21 protein-coding genes are annotated in these 25,919 nt (G+C 70.7%); 13 read left to right on the plus strand and 8 right to left on the minus strand.

What is annotated here, in order from left to right; translation table 11 throughout:
- Window positions 1–137 precede the first annotated feature (137 nt).
- Entirely contained in the window at window positions 138–2,138 is a 2,001-nt protein-coding gene (locus RT282_RS15460) for a transglycosylase SLT domain-containing protein (RefSeq protein WP_313315728.1), read from the minus strand.
- Between the two features lie 125 nt (window positions 2,139–2,263).
- Here RT282_RS15460 and RT282_RS15465 point away from each other — a divergent pair, with 125 nt between their 5' ends.
- From RT282_RS15465 to RT282_RS15475, 3 genes are all read left to right on the plus strand, one after another.
- A complete protein-coding gene (locus RT282_RS15465) occupies window positions 2,264–2,851 on the plus strand; it encodes a 5-formyltetrahydrofolate cyclo-ligase (protein ID WP_313315729.1) in 588 nt (195 codons plus the stop codon).
- A gap of 166 nt (window positions 2,852–3,017) precedes the next feature.
- The gene (locus RT282_RS15470; RefSeq protein WP_313315731.1) at window positions 3,018–3,707 is read left to right on the plus strand and encodes a glutathione S-transferase family protein; all 690 of its coding nucleotides are present in this window, start codon (window positions 3,018–3,020) and stop codon (window positions 3,705–3,707) included.
- A 7-nt stretch (window positions 3,708–3,714) separates the two neighbouring features.
- A complete protein-coding gene (locus RT282_RS15475; RefSeq protein WP_313315733.1) occupies window positions 3,715–4,980 on the plus strand; it encodes a multifunctional CCA addition/repair protein in 1,266 nt (421 codons plus the stop codon).
- On the opposite strand, the gene trxC is transcribed toward RT282_RS15475, so the two are convergent.
- Window positions 4,969–5,427, minus strand: coding sequence for a thioredoxin TrxC (gene trxC / locus RT282_RS15480; RefSeq protein WP_313315734.1), 459 nt, complete (start codon window positions 5,425–5,427; stop codon window positions 4,969–4,971). The genes RT282_RS15475 and trxC overlap by 12 nt on opposite strands.
- Window positions 5,428–5,570: 143 nt before the next feature.
- On the opposite strand from trxC, the gene otsB reads away from it, so the two are divergent.
- From otsB to otsA, 3 genes are all read left to right on the plus strand, one after another.
- On the plus strand, window positions 5,571–6,323 hold the full coding sequence (otsB, locus tag RT282_RS15485; protein ID WP_313315736.1) for a trehalose-phosphatase: 753 nt from the start codon (window positions 5,571–5,573) through the stop codon (window positions 6,321–6,323).
- A complete protein-coding gene (locus tag RT282_RS15490; protein WP_313315738.1) occupies window positions 6,320–8,149 on the plus strand; it encodes a glycoside hydrolase family 15 protein in 1,830 nt (609 codons plus the stop codon). Before otsB ends, RT282_RS15490 begins: the two co-directional genes overlap by 4 nt.
- Window positions 8,150–8,359: 210 nt before the next feature.
- On the plus strand, window positions 8,360–9,796 hold the full coding sequence (gene otsA / locus RT282_RS15495) for an alpha,alpha-trehalose-phosphate synthase (UDP-forming) (protein ID WP_313315740.1): 1,437 nt from the start codon (window positions 8,360–8,362) through the stop codon (window positions 9,794–9,796).
- Here the strand turns inward: otsA and RT282_RS15500 are convergent.
- Together RT282_RS15500 and RT282_RS15505 are read right to left on the minus strand one after the other, a co-directional pair.
- Window positions 9,793–10,800, minus strand: a complete 1,008-nt coding sequence (locus RT282_RS15500; protein WP_409519498.1) for an ROK family protein — start codon at window positions 10,798–10,800, stop codon at window positions 9,793–9,795. The two genes, otsA and RT282_RS15500, sit on opposite strands and share 4 nt — an antisense overlap.
- A 125-nt stretch (window positions 10,801–10,925) precedes the next feature.
- Window positions 10,926–11,120: a DUF2905 domain-containing protein gene (locus RT282_RS15505; RefSeq protein WP_312306823.1), complete on the minus strand. Its 195-nt coding sequence runs from the start codon at window positions 11,118–11,120 to the stop codon at window positions 10,926–10,928.
- Window positions 11,121–11,152: 32 nt separating this feature from the next.
- On the opposite strand from RT282_RS15505, the gene RT282_RS15510 reads away from it, so the two are divergent.
- On the plus strand, window positions 11,153–12,052 hold the full coding sequence (locus RT282_RS15510) for a LysR family transcriptional regulator (protein ID WP_313315742.1): 900 nt from the start codon (window positions 11,153–11,155) through the stop codon (window positions 12,050–12,052).
- A gap of 12 nt (window positions 12,053–12,064) precedes the next feature.
- Here the strand turns inward: RT282_RS15510 and RT282_RS15515 are convergent, their stop codons facing one another.
- Window positions 12,065–13,333, minus strand: coding sequence for a D-amino acid dehydrogenase (locus RT282_RS15515; protein ID WP_313315744.1), 1,269 nt, complete (start codon window positions 13,331–13,333; stop codon window positions 12,065–12,067).
- 233 nt (window positions 13,334–13,566) lie between these two features.
- On the opposite strand from RT282_RS15515, the gene RT282_RS15520 reads away from it, so the two are divergent.
- Together RT282_RS15520 and RT282_RS15525 are read left to right on the plus strand one after the other, a co-directional pair.
- On the plus strand, window positions 13,567–14,559 hold the full coding sequence (locus RT282_RS15520; protein WP_313315746.1) for a TAXI family TRAP transporter solute-binding subunit: 993 nt from the start codon (window positions 13,567–13,569) through the stop codon (window positions 14,557–14,559).
- Between the two features lie 90 nt (window positions 14,560–14,649).
- On the plus strand, window positions 14,650–17,259 hold the full coding sequence (locus RT282_RS15525) for a TRAP transporter permease (RefSeq protein WP_313315748.1): 2,610 nt from the start codon (window positions 14,650–14,652) through the stop codon (window positions 17,257–17,259).
- Window positions 17,260–17,268: 9 nt separating this feature from the next.
- Here the strand turns inward: RT282_RS15525 and RT282_RS15530 are convergent, their stop codons facing one another.
- Together RT282_RS15530 and RT282_RS15535 are read right to left on the minus strand one after the other, a co-directional pair.
- Window positions 17,269–18,864, minus strand: coding sequence for a methyl-accepting chemotaxis protein (locus RT282_RS15530; RefSeq protein ID WP_313315750.1), 1,596 nt, complete (start codon window positions 18,862–18,864; stop codon window positions 17,269–17,271).
- A 109-nt stretch (window positions 18,865–18,973) separates the two neighbouring features.
- Window positions 18,974–19,996, minus strand: a complete 1,023-nt coding sequence (locus tag RT282_RS15535; protein ID WP_313315837.1) for an SAM-dependent methyltransferase — start codon at window positions 19,994–19,996, stop codon at window positions 18,974–18,976.
- A gap of 115 nt (window positions 19,997–20,111) precedes the next feature.
- On the opposite strand from RT282_RS15535, the gene RT282_RS15540 reads away from it, so the two are divergent.
- Window positions 20,112–20,903, plus strand: coding sequence for an SDR family oxidoreductase (locus RT282_RS15540; RefSeq protein WP_313315752.1), 792 nt, complete (start codon window positions 20,112–20,114; stop codon window positions 20,901–20,903).
- 19 nt (window positions 20,904–20,922) lie between these two features.
- Window positions 20,923–21,294, plus strand: a complete 372-nt coding sequence (locus RT282_RS15545) for a dihydroneopterin aldolase (protein ID WP_313081910.1) — start codon at window positions 20,923–20,925, stop codon at window positions 21,292–21,294.
- A gap of 6 nt (window positions 21,295–21,300) precedes the next feature.
- Here the strand turns inward: RT282_RS15545 and RT282_RS15550 are convergent, their stop codons facing one another.
- Entirely contained in the window at window positions 21,301–24,084 is a 2,784-nt protein-coding gene (locus tag RT282_RS15550; protein WP_313315754.1) for an EAL domain-containing protein, read from the minus strand.
- A 164-nt stretch (window positions 24,085–24,248) separates the two neighbouring features.
- Between RT282_RS15550 and ttcA the strand changes: the two genes are divergently transcribed.
- Window positions 24,249–25,199, plus strand: a complete 951-nt coding sequence (gene ttcA / locus RT282_RS15555; RefSeq protein WP_313315755.1) for a tRNA 2-thiocytidine(32) synthetase TtcA — start codon at window positions 24,249–24,251, stop codon at window positions 25,197–25,199.
- A gap of 84 nt (window positions 25,200–25,283) precedes the next feature.
- A complete protein-coding gene (locus RT282_RS15560) occupies window positions 25,284–25,910 on the plus strand; it encodes a hypothetical protein (RefSeq protein WP_313315756.1) in 627 nt (208 codons plus the stop codon).
- Window positions 25,911–25,919: the final 9 nt, after the last annotated feature.

Raw genomic sequence — 25,919 nt, forward strand, 5'->3', positions numbered from 1 at the left:
TGCACGAGCAAGAAAGGAAGTCGCCCGCCGGGGCGAGTCCCGGCCAGCCACATCAGCAATAAAAACAATAGCCAAAATAGCCTGCAACGCAAGCCAGCCAATCGCCACAAGCTACAAAAGAAAGAGCACTCTCAGCATCAAGGCAGATCCTTGCTTGGATCCTCCCCCGCCGCATCCCGCGGCCCCACCACCCCCAAATGGCTCTTGAGCGACTGCGGCTGCCCCGTCAGCAGCGCCGCGTAGTTCACGGTGTTCGCCAGCACCTTCTTCACATAGTCGCGTGTCTCGCCAAACGGCACGTTCTCGGCCCAGATCGCCGCCTCCAGCACCGGACCGTTCCTCCAGTTGCGCGGGCGGCCCGGGCCGGCGTTGTACGCGGCGGCGGCCAGGGGCATGGAGCCCTGAAAGTCGTCCAGCGCCAGCTTCAGGTAGGCCGTGCCGATGGTGATGTTGGTGTCGGTGTCGTTGATCTGGTCGGGCGTGAAGCCGTCCAGGCCGATCTTGCGCGCCGTCCAGCGTGCCGTGGCGGGCATGACCTGCATCAGCCCCGAGGCGCCCACGCCGGAGCGCGCGTCCATGATGAAGCGGCTTTCCTGGCGGATCAGGCCGTAGACATAGGCCGTCTCCAGCCCGATGGCCCGGGTGCGCGCCAGCACGGCGTCGCGGTAGGGCGTCGGAAAGCGCTGCGCCATGTCGATGGCCGAGCGCGTGCGCTCGCTGGTGTTGATGCAGCGGTCCCAGACCTGGCGCTGGCAGGCGAAGTCGGCCGCGGCCAGCAGTTCGCGCTCGGCCATGCCGCCGGGGGTGTGCAGGTTGGTAGCGTAGTTCCACTCGCGCACGCCCTCGCTGCGCAGGCCCAGCAAGATGGCGTACAGGCCGCGGTTCAGGCTGGGGTTGGCGCGGGCGGCGGCCTTTTCCTCGGCCGTCAGCGGCGCGGGTGCGGGCGGCAGGGTGATGCGCGCGCCCAGCTCTTCCAGCGCCAGCTGCTCGTAAAAGCCCGTGGTGCCGGCGATGCGTTCATACAGCTTCCTGGCGTGGGCGCGGTCCTCGTCGCCGGGGCGGTCGGACATGTAAGCACGGGCGCGCCAGTAGGTCCAGGTGGGCTCCTCGCGCGCAGCGGGGCTCATGGCATCAATGCTCTTGGCCACCAGCTTCCACTGTCCGGCGCGCAGGGCGGCGCGGGTCTTCCAGCCCAGCATGTCGTCGGTCAGGTCGGCGTCGCGGCTGGCGTGGGCGAAGTAGCCCAGGGCGTCGGGGGACAGGCCCACGGCCGCCTGCTTGCCGATCAGGCCCCAGAGCCAGTTGCGCTCCTCGGCCGACAGATGCACGCCCCACTTGGCCTCCAGCAGCCGGGCGGCGCCGGGCGTGTCGGACACGGCCATGCGGGTCAGCGCCAGCACCACCAGCTCCTGGCGCTCGCGGCCGGTGGCGGTGGCGCGCCCGGTGAGGAATTTGGTCGGCGAATCCAGCGCCGCGCGCAGCGGGGTCAGCGCCTCGGGGGCAACGATCTCCACCGCCCGGCGCACGGCGCGCGGGCGGTTGGCCTCGGCGGCCAGGCGCGCCTTGCGCCACACGTCGATGGGCTTGATGCGGCCGGCGGCCAGCAGCTCGGAGGCGGCATAGGCGCAGCCGTCATCGGCGTCGCGCTGTGCGTACCAGTTGCTCAGCACCTGCTCGCCGGCATCGGCCGGGGCGCTGCCCTTCAGGTGCTCGATGGTCAGGGCGTAGCAGCGCACCTCGCGGTCGTCGCCCATGCGAAAGCGCGGGTGGTGCTCGGCAAAGCGCTCCCAGTCGCGCCGCTGGCCCAGCAGCAGCAGCCAGTCGTTGCGCAGGCGGTCTTCCTGGTAGGTGCCGGCCCAGCGCTGCAGGAAGGCGTCGACCTCGGGCGGGGTGGCTTCTTCAAGCCGCGCGCGCAGCTCCCAGTACGCGGCCCAGGGCTCCAGCGCATGGCCGCGCGCGGCCGGCAGCAGCTGCGCCAGGCGCAGCTTGTCGCCCTTGCGAAAGGCCTTTTGCATCTCCAGCACCGCCTCGTCACCCGACAGGGCCGCCGCGCCCGGCTGCTGCGCCTGCACCGCCGCGCCACCGCCCAGGGCGACAGCCACCAGCAGCGGTGTCAAAATCCCGAACCACTTTTTCATCGACAACACACTCCGGCCCGACTCCGCCCCCGCCAGGGGACAATGCGCCTGGAAGAGGCATGGCCCCCACCCAAGCTGTTCCGCCCGGTCAAGGGCATGGATAGAAACATCCGGGAAATTATGTGATGGACAAAGCAGCCCTGCGCCGCGCACTGGTGAATGAGCGCCTGCAATTACCCGACCGCATGGCCCGTGCCGAGCAGCTGCAGCGCGTGTTGCGCATTTGGCTGGTGGACAAGCCGCACACGGTGATCGGCGCCTATTGGCCCATCAAGGGCGAGTTCGACCCCCTGCCCGCGCTGCACCGCTGGAAGGAGGACGGCGAGCTGCTGGACGAGCCTCAGCGCCGGCGCATCGGCCTGCCGGTGGTGGACAAGGTGCACAAGACGCTCACCTTCCACGCCTGGTACCCCGGCTGCCCGATGGAGGAGGACGCCTATGGCATCCCCAAGCCCAAGGACACCGAGCCACTGGCGCCCACGCTGCTGTTCGTGCCCTGCGTGGGCTACGGGCCGGGGGGCTACCGACTGGGCTATGGCGGGGGCTTCTACGACCGCACCCTGGCCACGCTGCAGCCGCGCCCGGCCACGGTGGGGCTGGGCTACACGGCGGGCTACCTGGCCGAGTTCGAGCCCGAGCCGCATGATTTGCCGCTGGATGCCATCCTGAATGACAACGGGGTGGTCTGGCCGGTGGCCGGGACAACCCCCTGAGCGGCTGGCGCCGCTTCGCCCTTCTCTGGCGCACGCTACGCACGCTGGTAAGGGGGACGACGCCACCGGACCGGCGAAGCCGGATCCGCGGCGCCTGCTTGCACGGCCTGCTCCGCGGCCTTCTGATCGGATAACGCAGCTTCTCAACGTACCGAAGGGAATTTCCATGCTCCAGCTCTATATCGGCAACAAGAACTATTCGTCCTGGTCCATGCGGCCGTGGGTGCTGCTGCGACAGGCAGGCATCCCGTTCGAGGAAGTGCCGGTGCGCTTCGACAGCTTCGACGCCAGCTCGCAGTTCAAGCGCCAGCTGCAGGGCGTCTCGCCCACGGGCAAGGTGCCTGTACTGGTCGACGGCGACCTGACGGTGTGGGACACGCTGGCGATCGCCGAATACGTGGCCGAGACCTTCCCCGACAAGCAGCTGTGGCCGCAGGACATGGCCACGCGCGCCCACGCGCGCAGCGTGGTGGCCGAGATGCACAGCGGCTTTGCCCAGCTGCGCAGCCACTGCCCCATGAACATCGAGGCCCACCTGCCCGAGGTGGGCGCGCTGGCCTGGCGCGACCGCCCCGGCCTGCGTGCCGACGTGCAGCGCTTGGTGGAGATGTGGAGCGGGCTGTTGACGCGCCACGGCGGGCCGCTGCTGTTCGGCGCGCAGTTCACGGTTGCCGATGCTTTCTTCGCCCCGGTGTGCATGCGGCTGAAGACCTATGCCTTGCCCGTGCCCGCGGAGATCACTGCGTACGTCGAGCGCGTCTGCGCCCTGCCGGGCGTGAAAGCCTGGATCGACGGCGCCCTGGCCGAGGCCGACTTCCGCGAGTTCGAGGAGCCCTACCGCCTGCGGCGCGATTGAACGGGCCATGCAGATCCACCTTGTGGGCGGCGCGGTGCGCGATGCGCTGCTGGGCCTGCCGGCTGGCGACCGCGACTGGGTGGTCGTCGGCGCCACGCCCGAGGACATGGCCGCGCGCGGATACCTGCCCGTGGGACGCGACTTTCCCGTCTTTTTGCACCCCGAGACGCGCGAGGAATATGCCCTGGCGCGCACCGAGCGCAAGAGCGGGCGCGGCTACCGGGGCTTCACCGTGCAGGCATCGCCCGACGTGACGCTGGAAGAAGACCTGGCGCGGCGCGATCTCACTATCAATGCGATAGCTGCTCCCGCAGACTGGACGGGCGTTGGAGCCGTTTTTGACCCCTATGACGGCGTGGCCGACCTGCGCGCCGGCATCCTGCGCCACGTGACCGATGCCTTCCGCGAGGACCCGGTCCGCATCCTGCGCGTGGCCCGCTTTGCCGCGCGCTTTGCCGACTTCTCCGTCGCGCCCGAGACCATGGCACTGATGCGCGAGATGGTGGACGGCGGCGAGGCCGACCACCTGGTGCCCGAGCGCGTCTGGCAGGAGCTTTCGCGCGGCCTGATGGAGCGCACCCCCTCGCGCATGTTCGAGGTGCTGCGCGAGTGCGGAGCCCTGGCCGTGCTGCTGCCCGAGGTGCAGCGCCTATGGGGTGTGCCCCAGTGCGCCGAATACCACCCCGAGGTGGACACCGGCGTGCACCTGATGATGGTGCTGGACATGTCCGCGCGCCTGGAGGCGCCCCTGGCCGTGCGCTTTGCCTGCCTGACGCATGACCTGGGCAAGGGCACCACGCCCCGGGATGAGCTGCCGCGCCACATCGGCCATGAGCAGCGCAGCAGCCGGCTGCTCAAGGCTGTGTGCGAGCGCCTGCGCGTGCCCACCGACTGCCGCGAGACGGCCGACGTGGTCGCGCGCGAGCACGGCAACATCCACCGCAGCGGGTCACTGGGCGCCGCCGCCCTGCTGCGCCTGCTGGAGCGCTGCGACGCGCTGCGCAAGCCCCGGCGCTTTGCCGACGTGCTGCTGGCCTGCGAATGCGATGCACGCGGGCGCGGCGGCCTGCAGGAGCAGCCCTACCCGCAGCGCCAGCGCCTGGCCGCAGCGCTGCAGCAGGCCCTGGCCGTGTCCACGGCGGAGGTGGCGGCGCAGGCCGCCGAGCGTGGCGCCACCGGACCGCAGGTGGGCGAATGGATCCGCCGCGCCCGTGAGCGCGCCCTGGCCGCCTGGCTGGGGGATGCCGGCGGCGCGCCGCCCTCAGACGTTTGACTGCACCCAGCGCACGATGTCGGCGGCGCCCAGCGCACCGGAGATGCGCGCCACCTCCTGCCCGCCCTTGAAAACGATCATGGTCGGGATGCTGCGGATGGCATAGCGCCCGGCCACCTGGGGATCGGCCTCGGTGTCCAGTTTGGCCAAGCGCACCTGCGGCTCCAGCTGCCGCGCCGCCTGGGCGAAGGCCGGCGCCATCTGCCGGCAAGGCCCGCACCAGGGCGCCCAGAAGTCCACCACCACGGGAATCTGGCTGCGGCCCACGTGCCTGTCGAAGCGGGCACCGTCCAACGCCAGCGGCTCGCCGGTGAACAGCGGCTGGTGGCAGCTGCCGCAATCCGGCTGCGAGGCCAGCTGCGCGGACTGCACGCGGTTGGTGGTGTGGCAATGCGGGCAGACAACGTGCAGCGCCGTGGCGGAGGTGGGGTGGGCGGTCTGGGTCATGGCTTTTGCGGATCGGAAGGTGGCCCTGCAGCTGCAGGCCGGGCAGGGCTTTTTCAACCGGCCGGCCCCGCTTGGCCGGCAGACACCAGCTTGGGCCCCCGGCCTACACGGCGAGCGCGTACGTCCTGATACGGTTCCCGGCGATGCTGTTTCCACCTCCGCTCACACGGCGCCACGCGCTGTTTCTCGACTTCGACGGCACCCTGGCCGACCTTGCGCCGCAGCCCGACGCCGTTCGCCTGGCCCCAGGCCTGGCGCAGGATCTGCGCACACTGCACCACGTGCTGGGCGGGGCGCTGGCCATCGTCACCGGGCGCACCCTGGCCGACATGGACCGCTTCCTGGGCACGCTGGACTTGCCTCTGGCCTGCGAGCACGGCGCACAGCTGCGGCTGTCCACGGCGGACGGCCCGGCCGTGCCCACGCTGCCGCTGAGTGCCCTGCTGCACACCCTGGACGGCCTGGCCGCCCGCCATCCCGGCCTACTGGTGGAGCGCAAGAGCGCCGGCGTGGCCCTCCACTACCGCCAGGCGCCGCACCTGCGGCAGCTGTGCCACGACACGGTGGCGCAGGCCGTGGCCGAGCTGCCCGGCGCCGAGCTGCTGGCCGGCAAATGCGTGTACGAGATCAAGCCCGCCGGCACCGGCAAGGGCCGGGCGATTGCCCGCCTGATGCAGCAACCGCCCTTTGCCGGCCGGGTGCCGCTGTTCGTGGGCGACGACGTGACGGACGAAGACGGTTTCGCCGCCGTGCAGGCCCTGGGCGGCACGGGGCTAAAAGTGGGCGCCGGCGAGACGGCAGCGCGCACGCGCATTCCCTCGCCCGCGGCGGTGCGCGACTGGCTGCACGGCGCCGCACTGGCTCTGACCACCGACGCCTGCGAGGCCACGCCATGACGGCTACCGCGGACGGCGAGAACGCCCCCCACGCGCCTGGCACGGCCACGCCCTCGCTGGCGCTGGGCATGATCGGCAACTGCACCATCAGCGCGCTGGTGGACGCACGCGCCGCCATCGTCTGGGCCTGCATGCCGCGCTTTGACGGCGACCCGGTGTTCAACGCCCTCATCCATCCGGGCGCGGACGCGGGGCGCTTCGCCATCGAGCTGGAAAATTTCGCCTCCAGCGAGCAGTGGTACGAGCCCAACACCGCCGTGCTGCGCACGCGCATGACCGACACCGCCGGCAACTGCCTGGAGGTCACGGACTTCTGCCCGCGCTTTCACTCGCGCTCGCGCTTTTTCCGGCCGGTGTCGCTGGTGCGGCGGTTGCGCGTGGTGCGCGGCTCGCCGCGCATCCGCGTGCACTTGAACGTGCGCTACGACTGGGGCGAAACCACGCCCACGCTGACCCGCGGCAGCCATCACATCCGCTACGTGGGCGGCGCCCTCATCCTGCGTCTGACCACCGATGCGCCCGTGCCCTACGTGCTCTCGGGCGAGCCGTTCATCGTCTCGCGCGACCACAACTTCATCCTGGGCGCGGACGAGACATTGAACGAGGGCATCGCCGACACTGCCCGCTATTGGGAGCAGGAGACTGTCAGCTACTGGAAGCACTGGACCATGCGGCTGCACCTGCCGCTGCAGTGGCAGGAGGCGGTGATCCGCGCTGCCATCACGCTGAAGATGAGCCTGTTCGAGGACACCGGCGCCATCGTCGCGGCCATGACCACCAGCATCCCCGAATCGGCCAACAGCGGGCGCAACTGGGACTACCGCTACTGCTGGCTGCGCGATGCCTTCTTCGTGGTGCGCGCGCTCAACAGCCTGTCCGAAGTGGGCACCATGGAGGACTATCTGCGCTGGCTGGCCAACATCGTGGTCAAGGCGGGCGAAGGCCACATCCAGCCCCTGTATGGCATCGGGCTGGAGCACGACCTGCCCGAGTCCTTCGTGCCGCACATGGCCGGCTACCGCGGCATGGGGCCGGTGCGCGTAGGCAACCAGGCGGCCGAGCACTTCCAGCACGACGTGTACGGCAACATCGTCCTGGGCTCGGCCCAGGCCTTCCACGACCGGCGGCTGCTGCAGCCCTCGGGCGCGGCCGAGTTCTCGCGGCTGGAGCGCATCGGCGAGCTGGCCGTGCAGGTCTACGGCACGCCCGACGCCGGCATGTGGGAGCTGCGCACGCGCGCGCGCATCCATACCTCGTCGGCCCTGATGAGCTGGGCCGCCTGCGACCGGCTGGCAAAGATCGCCCACGCCCTGCTGCTGCCCGAGCGCGCCGCCTACTGGGCCGCTCACGCGCAGCGCATGCAGGAGGAGATTCTGGCGCGCTCATGGAACGCCGAGCGCGGCGTGTTCGCCGAAAGCTTCGGCGGACGCGAGCTGGACGCCAGCGTGCTGCTGATGGCCGAGGTCGGCCTGGTCAATGCGCGCGACGAGCGCTTCATGCGCACCCTGGACGTGATGGAGCAGGTGCTGTGTGACGGCCCCTTCATGCGCCGCTACGAGGCGGCGGACGACTTCGGCAAGCCCGAGACCTCGTTCAACATCTGCACCTTCTGGCGCATCGATGCCCTGGCGCGCGTCGGCCGGCGCGATCAGGCCCGCGAGATCTTCGAGTCCATGCTGGCCGTGCGCAACCCGCTGGGCCTGCTGTCCGAGGACACGCACGCCGGCACCGGCGAGATGTGGGGCAACTTCCCACAGACGTACTCCATGGTGGGGCTGATCAACGCCGCCATGCGCCTGTCCGCTCCCTGGGATAGCGTCATATAGAGGGCATCCCCGTGAGCGCCTGCGGCGCTTCCCCCTTCTCTCGAATGGCTACGCCTTTCGGGAAGCGGGACACCGCCAGTGCTGCGGGGCGGCCCTTGCACGGCGGTCCGCGCCTGGCGGGCGCGATTGCTGAGCTTGCGGTTGATGCGTACCTGGAAAGGGTCATCCCATGCGCCCGCAGTACGACGAACAATACCTAGGAGGATGTGTATGAGCCGACTTGTAGTCGTTTCCAACCGGCTGGCCGACCCGCGCCGCCCCGCCGCCGGCGGGCTGGCGGTGGCGCTGGGCGATACCTTGAACCGCACGGGCGGGCTGTGGTTTGGCTGGAGCGGCACGGTGGTGCCGGGCGGCGCGCCCGGTGAAGGCCAACTGCACGAGCGCCAGGCCGGGCGCGTCACCCTGGCCACGGTGGACCTGGCCGAGGAGGACTTCGCCAGCTACTACCAGGGCTACTCCAACAGCGTGCTGTGGCCGGTCTTTCACTACCGGCTGGACCTGGCGGACTTTCGCAGCGACTACGTGGAGGGCTACCGCCGCGTGAACCGTCTGTTCGCGCGCAAGCTGCTGCCGCTGCTGCGGGACGACGACGTGATCTGGGTGCACGACTACCACCTGATCCCGCTGGCGGCGGAGCTGCGCGCGCTGGGGTGTCGCCAGCGCATCGGTTTTTTCCTGCACATCCCCGTGCCGCCACCGCTGATCCTGGCCGCGTTGCCGCACCACGAGTGGCTGATGCGCTCGTTCTTCGCGTATGACCTGGTAGGCCTGCAAAGCCAGGCCGACGTGGCCCACTTCGGCCGCTACCTGCAGGACGAGAGCGAAGCCGAGCGGCTGGGCGAGAACCGTTTTGCCAGCCATGGCCGGCAGCTGCAGGTGGGCGCCTTTCCCATCGGCATCGACGTGCAGGAGTTCGAGCGCCTGGGCCGCGGGGCGGACGCCGTGCAGACCTACGAGGCCATGCGCCAGGAGTATTCGCGCCGCCAGCTGCTGCTGGGCATCGACCGGCTGGACTACTCCAAGGGCATCCCGCAGCGCGTGCGCGCCTTCCGCGAGCTGCTGGAACGCTACCCCGAGAACGAGCACAGCGCCACGCTGATCATGATCGCCTCGCCCTCGCGCGACGACGTGCACGCCTACGCCGACCTGCGCCAGGAGCTGGAGGGGCTGTGCGGCGCCATCAACGGCGACTTCGGCGATCTGGACTGGATGCCGCTGCGCTACATCCACCGCACCGTGGCCAGAAAGCGCGTACCCGGCCTGTGCCGCGTGGCGCGCGTGGGTCTGGTCACGCCGCTGCGCGACGGGATGAACCTGGTGGCCAAGGAATACGTGGTGGCGCAGGACCCCCAGGACCCCGGCGTGCTGGTGCTGTCGCGCTTCGCCGGCGCGGCCGAGCAGCTCAAGGAGGCGCTGCTGGTCAATCCCTACGACACCCAGGGCATGGCCGAGGCCATCCAGACCGCCCTGCGCATGCCCTTGCCCGAACGCCAGCAGCGCCATGCCCGGCTGATGGAGCGCATCCGGCAACAGGACGTGCACTGGTGGCGCCGCAGCTTCCTGGGCGCGCTGGGCGTGCAGGACGAGGTGCTGTCCGCCCCGCCCGTCGCGCCCCGTGCGGCGCGCTCGCACAGCGGCACGCGCTAGCGGGTGCCGCTGGCCTGCCCTGACAGCAGCGCCAGCGCCGCGTAGTCGCCCACCTGCGCACCCAGGCCGGCGGGCACGAGTTGCACGCCGCGCGTCAGCACGGGAAAGTGCTGGTGCAGCTGTTCGCGCAGCAGCGCCAGCAGCAGCGCCTGGTGGTGCAGAAAGACCGCACCGCCCAGGCTGATGCGCGCCAGGTCCAGCGTGGCCACCAGGTTGTAGAGCAGCCGCCCCATCAGCGTGCACAGGCCGCGCACCTGGGCCAGTGCCTGCGCGTCGCCCCGCTGGGCGGCAGCCAGCAGCGCCGGCCCCTCCACGCCCAGCCGGGCGGCCAGCGAGCCGCCGCCCACCAGCGACTCCACGTCGCCGCGGTTGCCGCAGCCGCACACCGGGGCACTCCCGGACACGTCGCCCACGAAGGTATGGCCCGCGTGGCCGGCGTTGCCGTTGCGCCCGGCCAGCACGCGGCCGTCCACGCACAGGCCCACGCCCACGCCGGTGCTCCATGTGACATAGGCGCAGTCGTCCACGCCGGTCAGGGCGCCCCAGCGGCGCTCGGCCTCCAGGGCGGCGACGGCGTCGTTGGCGATGTGCAGCGGTGTGCCGCCCAGGGCCTGGGCCAGCGGGGCCTGCAGGGGCACCTGCACCCAGTCGTTGTCCTGCGGCCCATCGGCCGCGCCGGCCAGGCCGCCGCAGATGTTGGGGTTGGCCACCTCGATGTGCCCCCCCTGCTTGACGAAGGGTCCGCAGCTGGAGACACCCACGCCGGCCAGCTGCGCGCGCCCCAGCTGCTGGCGGGCGCAGACCTCATCGAGCAGCGCCAGCGCCTGGCGCGCCAGGGCGTCCGGGCCGCCCGTCTTGGCGGTGGGCTGGTGCACGCGGTCCAGGATCTGCGGCGCGGCACCCGCGCCACCCGGGCGAGCCAGGCACACGGCCACCTTGGTGCCGCCGATGTCGATGCCGGCCAGCAGGCCGTTGGAAGAGGAGGAAGCGGGAGTCTGCGCCATGCCGCCATCATGCGGCGCGCCGGCCGGCGGCGCTGTCAGCCAATGGCACCAGCGCGGATCACTCCGTTTTTAATAGCTGCCGGCGCTTACTCAGCAAGGGCTGGAGGCCAAAAACACTCAAACTTTCACAGCCACTTCACGGCCAGCGCCACCAGCGAGCTGAGCACCACCGTGCTGGCCAGCGGCACCGACCATTCGCGCCCGAACAGGCGGAAGTGGAAATCCCCCGGCAGCCGCCCCAGCCCCAGGCGGCGCAGCCACGGGGCCAGCCCCTCGATCAGCACCAGGGCCAGGAAGACGACGATGAGCCAGCGCACCATGCGGCCAGTGTAGATGCCCATAATCGCCCGCCATGCGTCTGCGCCACATCGAAGTGTTCAACGCCATCATGCGCACCGGCAGCGTGAGCGCTGCGGCACGCACGCTGAACGTGACGCAGCCGGCCGTCAGCCGCACGCTGCAGCACGCCGAGCTGCAGCTGGGCTTCGCCCTGTTCGCGCGCACCGCCGGGCGGCTGCAGCCCACGCCCGAGGCGCTGGCCCTGCACCCGCATATCGAGCGGCTGTTCGACCAGCTGGACGACGTGCAGCGCCTGGCCGCCGGGCTGAAGGCCGGGCGCGGCGTGCTGCGCGTGCTCACCGTGCCCAGCCTGGGCCATGAGATCTTTCCGCGCGCCATGCAGCTGTTCCGCGCACGGCATCCGGACGTTCTGGTGCAGCACCAGGCGCTGCACACGCCGCAGATCATCTCAGCCCTGGTGCTGCAGGAGGCGGACGTGGGCTACACCCTGCACGCCGCCAGCCACCCGGCACTGGCGCAGGAGCGGCTGGCCGAACGCCGCCTGATGTGCGTGGCGCCCAAGGGCATGCTGGACGCCGCCACGCTGCAGGGCCAGGCCGTGGAGCTACCGGCCCTGGCCGGCCTGCCGCTGATCGCCCTGGACGGCCGCGACCCGCTGGGCATGGTGCTGGAGCACGCCCTGGGCGAGCAGGCCGCGCCGCTCGTGCCGGTGGTCACCGTGCAGACCTACCACGTGGCCCTGGCGCTGGCGCAGCACGGCATGGGCGTGGCGCTGGTCGATGGCTGCACCGCCGCGTCGGCCGACCGCACGCGGGTGGACGTGCTGCCCGTGGTGCCGGCCATCACCACCGGCGTGCACGCCCTGCGCGCGGCCCAGCGGGCGCAGCCGCTGACGGTGCGCGCCTTCACCCGCAGCCTGCAGCAGGCGCTGCAGCAGGTAGGGGCGGCGTAGCGCCGGTCGCTGTCAACCGCGCAGGCGGACGATCTGCGCGGCCACGCGCTGCGCGCTGCCGAAGGCCAGCGTGAAGCCCAGCGCGCCGTGGCCGGTGCTGGCGAACAGGTTGGCCGGCCCGCCGTGCAGCCGGCCGAGCACCGGCGTGCCCGTGGGCGTGGCCGGGCGCAGGCCGGCCCAGGGCTGGGCGGATCGGTAGTCGCCGCCGCCGGGGAAGACGTCCTGCGCCGTGGCCTGCAGCGAGGCGATGCGCCGCGGGTCGATGGCCCAGTCCTGCGCGTGCGTCAGCTCGGCCATGCCGGCCACGCGCAGGCGATCGCCCAGCCGCGCGAACACCACCTTGCGCGCGGCGTCGGTCACGTTCACCCGGGGCGCTGCACCCGGCAGGGCGCTGGCGGGCGCGGTGAAGCTGTAGCCCTTGAGCGCCTGCACCGGCACCTGCCAGGCCGCGCCCAGGCCCAGCGGCCGCAGCAGGGCCGGCGAGTCGGTGCCCAGCGCCAGCACGAAGGCGTCGGCCTGCAGGCGCGTGCCGCTGGCCGTCTGCACGTAGGCGATGCGCCCGCCGCCCTCGATCAGGGCGGTGGCCTGCTCGCCTAGCAGGAACTGCACGCCCCGCGCGCGCAGCACGCGCTCCAGTTCCAGGCAGACCTTGTGGCAGTCGGCCGCGCATTCGCCGGGCGTATGGATGGCGCCGGCGATGCGCGGCGCGTAGTGCTGCAGCGCCGGCTCGACCTGCACGCACTGCGATGGCGTCAGCGCCTGCTGCACGCTGCCCAGCTGGCGCTGCAGCTCCATCTGGCGGCGGGCGCCGGCAAAGGATTCCTCGCTGGCATACAGCACCAGCTTGCCCGTGGCGGAGAAGTCGCAGGCGATGCGCTCCTCGCGCAAAAAGGCATCGAAGCCGGCGCGGCTCTCGCCGGCCAGCTGCAGCAGCGCCTCGGTGCTGCGCCGCGACACGCTGGCGCGGCAGGCCGCCAAAAAACGCAGGCCCCAAGCCCACTGCCAAGGGTCCAGCCGCAGGCGCAGGGTGAGCGGCGAGTCGCGTGCCAGCAGCAGCTCGGGCAGTTGCAGCCACAGGGAGGGGTCGGCCAGCGGCTGCACGTAGGCATAGCTCAGCTGCGCGCCGTTGGCGCCGCTGGTGCCCTGGCCGGTCCCGGTGGCGCGGTCCACCACGGTCACCGTCATGCCGGCTCGCACCAGCTCCCAGGCCGCCGCCAGCCCGGCAATGCCGGCGCCCAGGACGCAGACATGCAGGCGGGGGGAGGACTCGGGTATGTGCATGGCTGCCACTGTAGGCAGCACAGCGCCCGCGCGCCCATGCCGATTGCAGGCCGACCCATGCCTGCAGGTTATGGCCAGGGCGCGCCGGCGGGCGGCGGCACCCGGCGTGCAGACGCACACCCGGCTGCTGGTTTACCCGGTGCGGCGCGGGCAGGGTCGGCAGCTATGGTCAACCGTACCCGGGCACGGCACGGGCCGCCCACCTGTTGAACACGAAGAAAGGACTGCCTTCCATGACCGCCCATCCTCTCGCCAAGACAGCCCTCAAGGCCCTGGCCCCTCTGGCCCTGGCCTGCGCCTGCCTGGGCGCCACGCCCGCCGCGGCCCAGCAGAAGTTCGTCACCATCGGCACCGGCGGCGTGACCGGGGTGTACTACGCCGCCGGCGGCGCCATCTGCCGCCTGGTCAACAAGGACCGCGCCAAGCACGGCACGCGCTGCTCGGTGGAATCCACCGCCGCCTCGGTCTTCAACGTGAACGCCATCCGCACCGGTGAGCTGGACTTCGGCTTCACCCAGTCGGACGTGCAATACAACGCCGTCAAGGGCCAGGCCCAGTTCAAAGACAGCGGCCCCGTGGGCGACCTGCGCGCCGTCTTCGCCGTGCACCCCGAGCCTTTCACCGTGCTGGCGCGCAAGGAGGCCAACGTCGCCAAGTTCGAGGACTTCCGTGGCAAGCGTTTCAACGTGGGTAACCCGGGCTCGGGCACACGCGCGTCCATGGAGGAGCTGCTGGCCGCCATGGGCTGGAAGATGTCGGACTTCTCCCTGGCCTCTGAGCTGAAGGCCGACGAGCACGGCCCGGCGCTGTGCGACGGCAAGATCGACGGCTTCGTCTACGGTGTGGGACACCCGAGCGCCAACATCCAGGACCCCACCACCACCTGCGGCGCCAAACTGGTACCCCTGGCAGGCCCGGTGGTGGACAAGCTGGTGGCCGAGCGGCCCTACTACGCCAAGGTCAATATCCCCGGCGGCCTGTACCCGGGCAACCCCGAGCCCACCGCCACCTACGGCGTGCTGGCCACCGTGGTCGCCTCAGCCAAGACGCCGGCCGACACCGTCTACGCTGTAACCAAGGCGGTGTTCGATAACTTCGACGAGTTCAAGAAGCTGCACCCGGCGCTGGCGCACCTGACGCCCGAGAGCATGGTCAAGGACGGCCTGTCCGCACCGCTGCACGAAGGCGCCGCCCGCTACTACAAGGAAAAGGGCTGGATCAAGTAAGCCGCGGCACGCCGCCCTTCGGCCTTTGACCGCCCCCAGGGGCGAAGCCCCGCCGCTTCGCCCCTTTTTGCATTCTTGAAGGACCGCACCATGGCCTCTGAAATGGACAAGGCCCCCGAGGCCCTGCAGCAGCTCGTCGCCGACACCGACACCGGCGGGCGCCAGCCCCGGGGGCTGGTCAGGCACCTGCTGTTCGCCGTGGCACTGGCCTGGGCGCTGTTCCAGTACTGGTATGCCTCGCCCCTGCCCTTCGCCCTGGGTTTCGGCATCCTGAACGACACCGAGGCGCGCGCCGTGCACCTGGCCTTCGCCATGTTCCTGGCCTTTCTTGCCTGGCCGGCGTTCAAGCGTTCGCCGCGCCAGCGCGTGCCGCTGCTGGACTGGCTGTTCGCCGCGGCCGGCGCCTTCGCCGCGGCCTACGTCATGCTGTTCTACGCCGAGCTGGCCAACCGGCCCGGCAACCCGACCACGGGCGACATCGTGGTCGCCTGCACCGGCCTGGTGCTGCTGCTGGAGGCTACGCGCCGCGCCGTGGGCTGGCCCATGGCGGTGCTGGCGCTGGTCTTCATCGGTTACAGCATGGCCGGGCCCTGGCTGCCGGAAGTCATCTCGCACAAGGGCGCCTCGCTCAACCGCATGCTGACCCACATGTGGCTGACCACCGAGGGCGTGTACGGCATCGCCCTGGGCGTGTCGGCCAGCACCATCTTCGTGTTCGTCCTGTTCGGTGCGCTGCTGGACCGCAGCGGCGGCGGCAACTACATGATGCAGGTCAGCTTTGCCGCCCTGGGCCATCTGCGCGGCGGGCCGGCCAAGGTGGCGGTGGCCTCGTCGGCGCTCAACGGCATGATCTCCGGCTCGTCGGTGGCCAACGTGGTGTCTACCGGCATCTTCACCATCCCGCTGATGAAGAAGGCCGGCTACGGCGGCTTAAAGGCCGGAGCCATCGAGACCATGTCCTCGGTGGACGGACAGATCATGCCGCCCGTGATGGGCGCCGCGGCCTTCCTGATGGTCGAGTACGTGGGCATTCCGTACTCGGACATCGTCAAGCACGCTTTCCTGCCCGCCATCCTGTCCTACCTGGGTCTGTTCTACATCGTGCACCTGGAGGCCCTGCGCATGGGCATGGAGCCCATTGCTCAGCGCCGCCACCGCCCCTGGCGCGATCGCATCGTGCGCAACCTGTTCGGGGCCTTCGGGACCGTCATCGTGGTGGGCGCGCTGTACTACGCCATCGGCGCCATGAAGGCGCTGCTGGGTGCCGCCGCGCCCTGGGCGGTGGGCGCCACGGTGCTGGCGCTGTACCTGTTCGCCGTGAAGCAGGCGGCCAGTTGCCCCGACCTGCCCACCAGCATCGAGGGCGCGTCCGAGGGCGGCCACCTGCGCGACACCTGGCCCACGGTGCGCGCCGGGCTGCACTTCATCATGCCCATCGGCATCCTGGTGTGGTGCCTGATGGTCGAGCAGATGTCGCCCTCGCTGTCGGCCTTCTGGGCCGTCACCTCGCTGGCCGTGCTGATGCTGACCCAGCACCCGCTGACGGCGCTGTTTCGCGGCCGGTCCACGGCCGGCACCTGGGGCGAGAGCGGCCAGGCCGTGGTGGAGGGCTTTCACAACGGCGCGCGCAACATGATCGGCATCGGCATCGCCACGGCCACCGCGGGCATCGTGGTGGGCGGCATCACGCTGACCGGCCTAGGCCTGCGCATGACGGAATTCGTGGAGTTCATCAGCCAGGGCAACGTCATCGTCATGCTGCTGTTCGTGGCCTTCACCTGCCTGGTCATCGGCCTGGGCGTGCCGACCACGGCCAATTACATCCTGGTGGCCACGCTGATGGCCCCGGTGGTGGTGGAGCTGGGCGCGCAGTCGGGCCTGGTGATCCCGCTGATTGCCGTGCACATGTTCGTTTTCTATTACGGAATCATGGCGGACATCACCCCGCCGGTGGGGCTGGCGACGTTTGCCGCCTCGGCCATCTCGGGGGAGAGCTCGCTGGCCACCGGCATCCAGGGCGCCGTCTACGCCTCGCGCACGCTGATCCTGCCCTTCATCTGGATCTTCAACCCGCAGCTGCTCTTGATCAACATCGACGACGGCTTCGAGGCGCTGCGCTTGATCGCCGCCAGCGCCCTGGCCATGCTGCTGTTCGCCGCGGTGACCATGCGCTGGTTCCGCGTCAGGAGCCGCTGGTGGGAGACGCTGGCGCTGCTGGCCGCGGTGGTGCTGCTGTTCCGCCCCGACCTGTTCATGGACCGCATCACGCCCGAGTACCGCACCGCACCGGCCGCCAGCGTGTACGACGTGGCGCGCGAGCAACCTGCCGGCGGGCGTCTGGTCATGCGCATCGAGGGCATGACGCTGGAGGGCGAGGACCGCAGCAAGACCGTGGCCGTGGTGCTGGGCGGCAAGCCGGGCGACGACGGGCGCAAGCGCCTGGCCGACGCCGGGCTGCAGCTGGTGCCGCTGGGCGATGCGCTCCAGGTGGGTGCCGTGCGCTTCGGCTCGCGCGCGGCCAAGAGCGGTTTCGAGCAGGGCTGGGACGTGCAGGACATCCAGGTGCGCACCGACCGGCCCTCGCCGCACTGGTTCTACCTGCCCGCTCTGGCGCTGGTGGTACTGGTGTGGTGGACGCAGGGTCGGCGCCGGCGCGGCGCCACGTTGCCGCCCGCGGCGGGCGTGGGGGTGGCTGGTTGAGCCGGTGAGTTAGCGCGGCGCGGCCAGGCGCGCCGCCTGCGGCTGCTGCTGGCCGGCGAGCTGGAACACGGCCACCGTTTGCACCAGCACCTGCGCCTGTTGGTTCAGACTGACGGCGGCGGCCGCCATCTCCTCGACCAAGGCGGCGTTTTGCTGCGTGGCCTGGTCCATCTGCGTGATGGCCTCGCCCACCTGGCTCACCCCCGAGCTCTGCTCCCGGCTGGCGTCGCTGATCTCGCCCACGATGTCCGTCACCCGGCGGATGCTGTTCACCACCTCCTGCATGGTGGTGCCGGCGCGGTCCACCAGCTGCGCGCCCTGCTCGGCGCGCTGCACGCTGTCGGTGATCAGACCCTTGATCTCCTTGGCCGCGGAGGCAGAGCGCTGCGCCAGCGTCCGCACCTCGCCGGCCACCACGGCAAAGCCGCGGCCCTGCTCGCCGGCGCGGGCCGCCTCCACGGCGGCATTCAGCGCCAGGATGTTGGTCTGGAAGGCGATGCCGTCGATGACGCCGATGATGTCCTGGATGCGCTGCGAAGCGGTGTTGATCTCGCGCATGGTGTTGACCACCTCGCCAACGACCTCGCCCCCCTGCGCCGCGACGGCGCTGGCATTCACGGCGAGCTGGTTGGCCTGCTGCGCGTTGTCGGCGTTTTGGCGCACGGTGGCGGTCATCTGCTCCATGGAGGCCGCGGTCTGCTCCAGGGCGCTGGCCTGGCTTTCCGTGCGCGCCGACAGGTCCTGGTTGCCCTGGGCGATCTCGCTGCTGGCCGTGGCCACGCCCTCGGCATTGCGGCGCACGTCGGTGACGATGCGCGCCACGCTGTCGCGCATGGCCTGCACGCCGTGCAGCACGCTGTCCGGGTGCTGCACCCGGGGCATCTCGACGCCCAGGTTGCCCTGCGCGATTTGCTGGGCGATGGCGTTGAGCGTGCCGGGCTCGGCACCGAGCTGGCGCAGGATGCTGCGGCTGATGAGCCAGCTGGCGCCTACCAGCAGGAGCAGCAGCACCAGGGTCACGCCCGCCGCCTGCAGCAGCCGCTCCATGAACACGGCCTGCACGTTGTCCACGTACACGCCCGATCCGATCACCCAGCCCCAGGGGGCGAACCCCTTCACGTAGGACACCTTGGGCACCGGCTTGTCGTGCCCCGGCTTGGGCCACAGGTAGTCCACGTAGCCTTCCCCGGCTTGCTTCACCACGTTGACGAACTCGACGAAGATGCGCTTGCCGTTGGGGTCCTTGCGCTCGCTCTGGTCCTTGCCCTCCATGTCGCGCACGATGGGGTGCATGAGCACCTTGGTCTGCATGTCGTTGACCCAGAAATATTCGTTGCCGCTGTATCGCAGCGTGCCCACGGCCTCCAGGGCGCGCTGCTGGGCCACCGACTCCTCCAGCAGGCCGTCCTTGGCCAGGCCGTGGTAGTAGGCGACGATGCCGTGGGCGGCGTTCACCACCGCGCTCACGTTGGCCGAGCGCTCGCGCATCAGCATGCCGCGCTCGCTCACCAGCAGGGTGGTCAGCAGAGCCGCCACCACCACCAGCATCAGCACCAGCAGCAGCGCCAGCCGCCGCACGATGGTCAGCCGATTGAGAAATTGCATGGTCTCCCCTGTGTCAATATGTAATTGACGCCATCTTGCCACCGCCGGCGCGCCATTGGATAGGGGATTTATCCAAGCAAGTTTCTCGCCGAACGGCCGGTGGGTGCTCCTACAGCCGGTGCGTGCGATCGCCCTGGACGAAGCCCAGGGGCTGCCAGTGCGCATCGGCCGCGCCCAGGGCCAGCACCTTGAACAGCTCGCCCATTTCGTGCTCCATGATCAATTTGGCCGCTTGCGCCCGCCCCGCCTGCGGCAGCAGCTCCAATTTTTGTAGCAAGCCGCAGTTGATCAGGAAGTGCCCCTGGGTGGTGTAGCCCAGCACCTGCAGGCCGGCGTCCTGCGCCGCCAGGGCCGCGCCGGTGAAGTTGACGTGGGCGGTGATGTCCTTGTGGCCCACGTCTGCCAGCGGGTCGGAGTCCACCCGATGCGCGCGGTGGCACACCAGCGTGCCCATGTGGCGCTGTGGGTGGTAGTACTCGCCCTCGGGAAAGCCGTAATCGATGAGAAAGGCGGCGCCACGCACCAGATGCGCCGCCAGGGTGCGCACGAAGCCCTCGGCCTGCGGGTGGATCTCGGTCAGGTAGTCGTGCTCGCCCTCTACCTCCACGGGCGGGCGCAGGTCGGTGGGCCGGTCGGCCCAGGCAAAGGCACCGTCCTCGGCCAGCGCCACGCCGCGCTCGTGCCACACGCCGGCGCTGCGCTGCAGCAGCTGCACGGGCATGGCGTCCAGCACCTCGTTGCCCACCACCACGCCCTCAATGGCCGAGGGCAGCCGGTCGGCCCAGGCCACGCGCTCGCCCCAGGGCGCCAGGCGCTCGCGCTGGCGCGCGCGCAGGCTGCCCGACACGTCGACGATGGTGTAGCGGTGGACCTGCCCGCCCAGCGCGCCCAGCAGCTGCGCGGCCAGGGCGCCGCTGCCGGCGCCGAACTCCCAGACTTCGTGGGTGCCCGTGGCCTGCAGCGCCTGCGCCACCTGGCGCGCCAGCAGCTCGCCGAAGACCGGCGATAGCTCGGGCGCGGTGACGAAGTCGCTGCCGCTGTCCGGCATGGCGCCGAACTTCGGCGTCTCGCGGGCGTAGTAGCCCAGGCCCGGCGCGTACAGCGCCAGCTGCATGAAGCGGTCAAAACCCATCCAGCCGCCCGCGTCATGGATGGCGCGGGCGATGAGCGCGTGCAGGGGGCTCGGTAAACTCGGGCGTTCGGTGGCGGCAGTGTTCGTCTGTTTCACGCGCCGGATTGTCGCGCCAATGCCTTCCACTCCTCCCTCCCGCCCCCGTACCGTGCTGGTCACCGGCGCCGCCCGGCGCCTGGGCCGCGCCATCGCCCTGTATCTGGCGGGCGCGGGCTGGCAGGTTGCCGTGCACTACCGGTCCTCCATCGAGGATGCTATTGAAACAGTAGCTGCTTGCGCAGAACTGGCGGGCGCTAGCGCCCATTTTGATGCAGATTTCGAGGACGAGGCCGCGGTGCGCGCCCTGCTGCCGCGCGTGGCAGCGCACTTCGGCGCCGTGGACGCAGTGGTCAACAGCGCCTCGCTGTTCGAGCATGACGAGGCCGCCAGCTTCGGCTACGCCCTGGCCGAGCGCCATCTGCGCAGCAATGTCGGCGCGCCGGTGCTGCTGGCGCAAGCCCTGCACGAGCACCTGCAGCAGCGCGCGGGCGCTGGCGAGTCCGACGCCAGCGGCGCCGTGGTCAACTTGCTGGACCAGAAGCTGTGGAACCAGAACCCGGACTTCGTCAGCTACACCCTGTCCAAGGCCGCGCTGGAGGCCGCCGGCACCATGCTGGCGCTGGCGCTGGCGCCGCGCGTGCGCGTGGTGGGCGTGGCCCCGGGCCTGACGCTGACCAGCCACATGCTGAGCGAGGAGCGCTTTGCCCAGCTGCACACCCTGAGCCCGCTGGGCCGCTCGTCCACACCCGAGGACGTGGCGGGCGCCGTGCGCTTCGCGCTGGACAACCGCTCGATCACCGGTACCACGCTGCTGGTGGACGGCGGCCAGCACCTGATGCGCTTCCCGCGCGATTTTTCCCTGATGTGAGCGCTTTGCTCGTCGCACCATGCACCACGCCGCCGGCACCCAGATCCTGACGCTCACCGGGCTGCGCTTTGACGCCAACCTGGGCATCCTGTCGCACGAGAAGGCGGCGCCCCAGCCCATCCAGGTGGATGCCGAGCTGAACCTGGGCACGCAGCCCCTGGCGCCGCCCGACGACGACATCCTGCATGTGCTGGACTACCGCAAGGTGCGCCAGATCATCATCGACGAGTGCCAGGCCGAGCACGTGAACCTGCTGGAGAGCCTGATCGGCAAGCTCAGCGCCCGGCTGATGCAGCTGCCCGGCGTGCTGGGCGTGCGCGTGCGCATCGCCAAGCTGGAGATCTTTGACGATTGCGAGGTCGCCATCCGCGTGGAAAGCGGGCAGTGGTGAGCGCCCTCAGGCCAGCCGGGCAGCCGCATCGCGCTCGCTCAGGAACGCCTCCAGCTGCACCGCGGGCAGCGGCCGGCTGAACCAGTAGCCCTGGTAGAGGCGACAGCCCCACTGCGCCAGCAGGTCGCAGTGCGCCTGGGTCTCCACGCCCTCGGCGATCACCTCCAGCCCCAGGCTGTCGCCCAGGGCGATCACGGTGCGGGCGATGGCCGCGTCGTTGTGGTCCTCCAGGATGTCGCGCACGAAGCCCTGGTCGATCTTGAGCTGCTGCAGCGGCAGGCGCTTCAAATAGGCCAGCGATGAAAACCCGGTGCCGAAGTCGTCCAGCGAAAAGCGCACGCCCAGCCTGCGCAGCTCCTTCATGCGCTCGATGACGGGGCCGATCTCGTACAGCATCAGGCTCTCGGTCAGCTCGATCTTCAGCCGGTCGGCCGGCGCGCCGGTCTGCGCCAGCACCTCCTTGACCTGGTCCACGAAGTCGTCCTGCTGGAACTGCCCGGCGCTCACGTTCACCGCCATGTCCAGGTGGCGGCGCAGCGGCTCGCGCGACCACTGCGCCAGCTGGCTGCAGGCGGTGTGCAGGATCCAGCGGCCCAGCGGCACGATCAGCCCGGTCTTCTCCGCCAGCGGAATGAACTCAGCCGGCGACACCATGCCCTGGCCCTGCAGGGGCCAGCGCACCAGGGCCTCCACGCCGACCACGGCGCCGCGCTGGTCCAGCTGCGGCTGGTAGTGCAGCTCGAAGTTCTGCTGCTGCAGCGCCTCGCGCAGGCTGCGCTGCAGCCGCGCCCGGCTGCTGACCTCGTCCTGCATCTGCGGCTCGAAGAACAGCACCACGCCCGGGCCCGTGGCCTTGGCCTGGTTCAGCGCCAGGGCCGCGCGGCGCAGCAGCTCGCGCGACTCCTGATGGCTCTCGTCCAGCACCACGATGCCCACGCCCACGCTCAGGCTGTGGCGCGTGCCCTCCACCTCCAGCGGCTGGCCCAACAGCTCGGCCAGTCGGTGGGCCATGGCCTCGGCGGCGCGCGCGGCAGCGCCCAGCGGCCCGGGCAGGTCGGACAGCAGCACCAGGAATTCGTCGCCCCCCAGGCGCGCCAGCGGGCCCTGGCCGGCGATCTCGGCGCCGATGCGCCGCGCCACCTCGCGCAGCAGCTGGTCACCGTGCTCGCGGCCCTGGCTGTCGTTGACGGTCTTGAAGTCGTCCAGATCCACACACAGCAGCGCCGCCAGGCGCTGGCCCAGCAGGCAGCGGCCCTGCGCCTGCTCCAGCTGCTGCAGAAACTCCTGCACGTTGGGCAGGCCGGTGAGCTGGTCGGTGGAGGTCAGGCGCCGGATGTGCTCGCTGGCGGCGCGGTCGGCCGTCACGTCGTGGGCCACCCAGAGCATGCAGGGCTCGCCAGCCACGTCCAGCAGGCTGGCGCTGAGCAGCACCGTGACCGGCGTGCCGTCGCGCCGGTACAGGCGCTGCTCGATGTCGACGGCCATGCCCTCAGTCAGCACCTGCTCGACGAACTGCGCGCGGATGGCGGCGTCGCCCTCGTTCCACACCCCCAGTTCCAGGCCCGAGCGGCCCAGCACCAGCTCGCGCGGCCAGCCGAACAGCCGCTCGAAGCCGGCATTCACATCGATGTGCACGCCGTCGGACACGCGCGTGATGTCCAGCGAGTCCGGGCTGATCTGGAAGGCCGCCTGGTAGCGCTGCTGGCTCTCGCCCAGCGCCTGCTGGCGCTGGCCCAGCTCGGCCAGCAGGTGGTTGCAGCCGCGCACCAGCTGGGACAGCTCGCGCGTCTTTTGCGGCGCCAGGGGCTGCAGCGGCGCGCCGTCCTCGGCCATGGCGGCCAGCGTGTGGCCCATCTGCTCCAGTGGCTGCAGCGCGCGGCGCAGCATCCACCACAGCCCGCCGGCGGCCAGCAGTGTGAGCACCAGCGCCGCCAGCAGGATGTGCTGGCGCATTGCGTCCAGCGGGGCCGTCAGCTGCGCCAGCGGCTGCGAGACCACGACCAGCCAGGGCACGGCCGTCAGGTGGCGTACCGAGGCCAGCCGGGTCTGTTCGCCGATGGGCCGGATGATGCTGCCGTCGCCACCGGCCAGGATGCCGTCCAGCTGCGCGTCCTGTCCGGCAGCCGGCAGCGATTGCAGCACCAGCTGCTCGGCACTGGCGGCCACGACGGTGCGGGTGCGCCGGTCGATGACGGCGTAGTCCTGTCCCTCCGAGCCGGGCAGGGGCTGCAGCAGGCCGTCCTCGCGCAGCTTGACCACGCCCACCAGCGTCCCCGCGGGCCGGCCGTCGGCCCCTGGCACCGGCGCGGCGATGGCCACCTCGGGCCGGTTGGCCACCAGGCCCGGCATGGGGTCGCTGACAGCGATCTGTCCCGCCAGGGCCTCCTGCACATGGCGCCCGGGCGCGTGGCCGCGCCGCTGCGGCGCCAGCTGCGGCGGGTAGGCGGCGATGGCCTGGCCCTGGATGTCGGTCACGTAGTAGCCGGCGGTGAACATCTGCTGCAGCACCGGCTGGCGCGCCAGCAGCCCGGTCAGCTCCTGGGCGCTGCCGTGCAGGCCGCGGGCCACTACCTCCAGCGCATTGCCGCGCTCGCGCAGGGTGCGCTCCACCTCGCGCCCCAGCAGCGCGGCCACGGCCTGCTGCTGCGCCTGCAGCTGCTCGCGCATGTCCTGGCGCAGCCGGTGGTCGGCATACCAGGCCAGCGACCACATGCCCGCCAAAAGGAAGACCAGGACCAGCGCAGCGATGCGCGTGGTCAGCGAATGCGGAAGGGGCTGGCGCATCGACATGGGCGCTGGCTTGTTTGTTTCCGGATGCAACAACATTACCATGCACCGGCAACGCAGCGCGGCTGCGAAAACCCTGCGGCGCACCGCTACGGCGCCAATGCAGGGAAAATCCCGACCTTTGGCCGCCGTGGGCGGCCAGCTGCCTTTTCTCCCTCCCTGCCGCCATGAACGCCGCCACCGAATCCCCCTGGCTTGCCGAAGCCACCCCACCCACTGCCACCGAAACCGCCGGCGCCAAGCCCAAGATCGAGCGCGAGGCGCACAAGCTGGAAAAACGCCTGTGCCGCGAAGTGGGCCGCGCCATCATGGACTTCAACATGATCGCGGAAGGCGACCGGGTCATGGTCTGCATGTCCGGCGGCAAGGACAGCTACACGCTGCTGGACATCCTGCGCAAGCTGCAGCGGCGCGCCCCGGTGCAGTTCAGCATCGTGGCCGTGAACCTGGACCAGAAGCAGCCCGGCTTTCCCGAGCACGTGCTGCCCGACTACTTCAAGAGCATCGGGGTGGACTTCCACATCGAGAACCAGGACACCTACAGCGTGGTCAAGCGCGTGGTGCCCGAGGGCAAGACCACCTGCAGCCTGTGCTCGCGCCTGCGCCGCGCCATCCTGTACAAGGTGGCGGACGAGCTGGGTGCCACAAAGATTGCCCTGGGCCACCACCGCGACGACATCGTGGCCACGCTGATGCTCAACATGTTCTACGGCGGGCGCATGAAGGGCATGCCGCCAAAGCTGGTCAGCGACGACGGCAAGCACGTGGTGATCCGCCCGCTGTGCTACGTGCCCGAGAAAGATACGGCGCGCTGGGCGCAGTACCAGCAGTTCCCCATCATCCCGTGCAACCTGTGCGGCAGCCAGGACGGCCTGCAGCGCGTGGCCGTGAACGAAATGCTGCGCGAGTGGGACAAGAAGTTCCCCGGCCGCATCGAAAGCATGCTGCGCGCCATGGGCCACGTGGTGACCACCCACATGATGGACCCGCGCCTGCACGACTTCCAGAATGCCAAGGCCACGGGTGTGGCCAGCCCGGATGGCGACATGGCCTTCGACCATGAGGAGTTCCCCGTTGCCCCCGGCCTGCCAGGCCTGCAGGTGGTGCAGTTGGGTTGACCGCCGCGGACACGCCTGCGGCGCTCCGTCCGGCGCCGCGCCGTCGCCCCAGTTCGTAGCATGGATTGCCAAGGAGCCACTGCCATGTCCTACCTGCGCCGCCTGTTGTCCACCACCCTGGTGCTGTGCGCCGCGGCCTTGCTGGCCGCCTGCGCCGGACCGCGCCTCGTCGAGAGCGACGTGCGCAGCTTCTCCACCCTGGCCACCCTGCCCAGCCCGCCCACCTACCGCATCGAGCGCCTGCCCTCGCAGCAGGCCCGGCCCGATGCCTTCGCCGCCATCGAGGCCGAGGCCGTGCGCGCGCTGGCCCGCGTCGGCCTGCAGCGCGACGAGGCCCGCGCCAGCCTGGTGGCGCAGATCGGCGCGGAGGGCGGCTATGCCGTGCCGCGCGACTGGCCGTACTACGCCACCGACCCGTTCTACGGCCGCTTCGGCTGGGGCCTGGGCTGGGGCGGGCGTGGCATGGGCGTAGGGCTGGGCATGGGCTGGATGATGGACGGCCCGCCCACGCTGTACCACCGCAAGGTCACGCTGGTGCTGCGCGACGCGGCCAGCCAGCAGGTGGTGTACGAGACCTCGGCCGTGTACGAGGACGTTTGGACCAGCGACCCGGCCATCTACGGCGTGCTGTTCGACCAGGCCCTCAGTGGCTTTCCGCGCCCGCCCGCCACCGAGCGCCGCGTGCGCACCGAAGTCATGCCGCCGCGCTGAACGCGCCGC

The sequence above is a fragment of the Pulveribacter sp. genome, from assembly GCF_032079985.1.
Taxonomy (GTDB): domain Bacteria; phylum Pseudomonadota; class Gammaproteobacteria; order Burkholderiales; family Burkholderiaceae_C; genus Melaminivora.